4 protein-coding genes are annotated in these 3,452 nt (G+C 44.0%); all 4 read left to right on the forward strand.

Features of this window, described 5'->3' with window-relative positions; all coding sequences use genetic code 11:
* On the forward strand, positions 1-600 hold a 600-nt coding region (locus tag Q0191_RS03170; RefSeq protein WP_297663765.1), incomplete at its 5' end, for a thiamine pyrophosphate-dependent dehydrogenase E1 component subunit alpha.
* 18 nt (positions 601-618) lie between these two features.
* A complete protein-coding gene (locus Q0191_RS03175; RefSeq protein ID WP_297663767.1) occupies positions 619-1,611 on the forward strand; it encodes an alpha-ketoacid dehydrogenase subunit beta in 993 nt (330 codons plus the stop codon).
* 219 nt (positions 1,612-1,830) lie between these two features.
* Positions 1,831-2,874, forward strand: a complete 1,044-nt coding sequence (locus Q0191_RS03180; protein WP_125372829.1) for a dihydrolipoamide acetyltransferase — start codon at positions 1,831-1,833, stop codon at positions 2,872-2,874.
* Between the two features lie 72 nt (positions 2,875-2,946).
* Positions 2,947-3,452: biotin/lipoyl-containing protein (locus Q0191_RS03185; protein ID WP_297663770.1), on the forward strand; the 506-nt coding region annotated here is incomplete at its 3' end.

The following is a 3,452-nucleotide window of genomic DNA, read 5'->3' on the forward strand; positions in this document are numbered from 1 at the left end:
GCTGTCGGAGCAGCTCTGACCCAGCAAATGCATAAGACAGGTAAGATTGTTGTCTGCTTCTTTGGTGACGGTGCGACCAACGAAGGTGTTTTCCATGAAGCAGTCAACATGGCTTCCATCTGGAATCTACCGGTAATTTTCTATTGTATCAATAACGGCTATGGTATTTCTGCTGACATTAAGAAAATGACCAATGTTGATCATATTCATCAACGTAGTGCAGCCTATGGCATTCCAGGTATGTTCATCGAAGATGGCAATAATGTTCTGGATGTTTATGAAGGCTTCCAAAAGGCTGTCGAGCATGTTCGCAGTGGTAAGGGACCAGTTCTGATCGAGAGTGTGACCTATCGCTGGTTGGGACATTCATCTTCTGACCCTGGTAAATACCGTACTCGTGAAGAAGTTGACGAATGGAAGAAGAAAGATCCAATCGAAAATCTTCGTAAATACTTGCTGGAAAACAAGATTGCAAGCGAGGAAGAGCTGGAAGCTATCCAAGCTGAAGTCAAAGAAGCAGTAGAAGCATCTGTCAAGTTCGCAGAAGAGAGCCCATTCCCGCCGCTTGAATCTGCCTTCGAAGATATTTACGCAGACTAAAGAGAGGAGAAAATCAAAATGGAAACTAAAACTATGTCTTTTCGTGATACCATTATCCTCGCTATGTCTGAGGAAATGCGTCGCGATGAAAATGTACTCTTGATGGGAGAGGATGTCGGGGTCTTTGGTGGAGATTTCGGAACATCTGTTGGTATGCTGGAAGAGTTTGGACCTGAGCGTGTACGTGACTGTCCGATTTCAGAAGCAGCTATTTCTGGAGCAGCAGCAGGAGCAGCCATGACTGGCCTTCGCCCAATCGTCGATATGACCTTCATGGACTTCGCTGTGATTGCCATGGATAATATCGTCAACCAAGCGGCTAAAACTCGCTATATGTTTGGCGGTAAAGGGCAAGTTCCAATGACCATTCGTTGTGCGGCTGGTAATGGAGTTGGCTCTGCGGCTCAGCACTCTCAGTCTTTGGAATCTTGGTTTACCCACATTCCAGGATTGAAGGTAGTAGCACCAGGTACTCCAGCCGATATGAAAGGGCTTCTCAAGGCCTCTATTCGAGACAATAATCCAGTTATTATCTTGGAATATAAGTCTGAATTTAACCAAAAAGGGGAAGTGCCAGTCGATCCTGAGTATGTTATTCCGCTTGGCGTTGGCGAAATCAAAAAAGAAGGTACTGATGTAACAGTTGTTACCTACGGAAAAATGCTGCGCCGTGTCATGCAGGCAGCTGAAGAATTGGCAGAAGAAGGTATCTCTGTAGAAGTCGTTGACCCACGTACATTGATGCCGCTTGATAAGGACATTATCATCAACTCTGTTAAAAAGACTGGTAAGGTCGTTCTGGTCAATGATGCTCACAAAACCAGCGGTTTTATTGGTGAAATTTCAGCGATTATTGCCGAGTCTGAAGCATTTGACTATCTAGATGCACCAATCCGCCGTTGTGCAGGTGAAGATGTGCCAATGCCTTATGCACAAAACTTGGAAAACGCAATGATTCCGACTGTTGAAAGCATCAAAGACGCTATTCGGAAGACATATCATAAAGAATAAGGTATAATAAAGAAAAGGCTTTCTCGTGGATTAGATTACATAGAATTATTTATGTAATCTAATCTTGTGTAGAGGGTCAAAGAAGTTAAAACTTTTGTGATGGCTGCTAGTCGTTACAAATAGCATTAAAATAACTTGTAGGGTTACGACTGTAAGGAATTGAAACTATTTTTCTTTGCAGTCAGTGCCCTTAGTATCATAATTAGAATTGGAGAGGTCATGGCTGATGATAAGCTAAGAGCGACTCCTGCTGCTAGAAAGTTAGCGGATGATTTGGGAATCAACCTCTATGATGTTTCTGGCTCAGGCGCGAACGGTCGTGTCCACAAAGAAGACGTGGAAACTTATAAAGATACAAACGTGGTGCGGATTTCACCACTGGCAAAACGAATTGCCCAAGAACATAATATCGCTTGGCAAGAAATTCAAGGAACTGGCCATCGTGGCAAGATTATGAAAAAAGATGTCCTTGCCTTTCTGCCTGAAAATATTGAGTCGGATACGATTAAGTCTCCTGCTCAAATCGAGAAAGTGGAAGAAGTTCCAGACAACATCACTCCTTACGGTGAAATTGAGCGGATTCCAATGACGCCAATGCGGAAGGTTATCGCACAACGGATGGTTGAATCTTACCTAACTGCGCCAACCTTTACCCTCAACTATGATGTTGACATGACAGAAATGTTGGCTCTGCGTAAAAAAGTTCTGGAGCCAATCCTAGAAGCAACTGGCAAAAAAGTAACTGTGACAGACCTGCTTTCTCTTGCTGTTGTCAAGACATTGATGAAGCACCCTTATCTCAACGCTTCATTGACGGACGAAGGTAAGACGATCATCACTCACAATTATGTGAATTTGGCTATGGCGGTCGGTATGGACAATGGTCTGATGACGCCAGTCGTCTACAACGCAGAAAAAATGAGCTTGTCAGAATTAGTTGTGGCCTTTAAAGACGTTATCGGACGTACTTTGGATGGCAAATTGGCACCGAGCGAGCTGCAAAACTCAACCTTCACGATTAGTAACTTGGGAATGTTTGGTGTACAGTCTTTTGGACCAATCATCAACCAACCAAACTCTGCTATCTTGGGTGTCAGCTCAACGGTTGAAAAACCTGTCGTTGTAAATGGAGAAATCGTTATCCGTCCAATTATGAGCTTGGGCTTGACCATTGACCACCGTGTAGTTGATGGAATGGCAGGAGCTAAGTTCATGAAGGACTTGAAGGCTCTGATTGAAGACCCAATTTCAATGTTGGTATAAGATTTTCTTTGCTAGTCTGAAAAGCAAAGAAGCGCTCAGGAAATGAAGAACTAATTAGAAAAGGAAATAAAAATGGCTTTAGAAGTAATTATGCCAAAAGCCGGCGTGGATATGACCGAAGGACAAATTGTTCAATGGAATAAAAAAGTCGGCGAATTTGTCAAAGAAGGGGAAATCCTTTTGGAAATCATGACTGACAAGGTCAGCATGGAATTGGAAGCAGAAGAAGATGGCTACCTGATTGCCATTCTCAAGGGTGATGGCGAAACTGTCCCTGTAACGGAAGTTATCGGTTACCTTGGTGAAGAAGGCGAAAATATCCCAACGGCAGGAGCAGCAGCGCCAGCAGCTAGCCCTGCACCTTCAGCTAGTGCCTCAAACGACGATGGTAAGAGCGATGATGCTTACGATATCGTTGTTATCGGTGGTGGTCCTGCTGGATACGTAGCTGCCATCAAAGCGGCCCAACTCGGTGGTAAGATTGCCCTTGTTGAGAAATCTGAACTCGGTGGAACGTGCTTGAACCGTGGCTGTATCCCAACCAAGACCTACCTTCACAATGCTGAAATCATCGAAAA

This window comes from uncultured Streptococcus sp. (assembly GCF_938036805.1).
Classification (GTDB): domain Bacteria; phylum Bacillota; class Bacilli; order Lactobacillales; family Streptococcaceae; genus Streptococcus.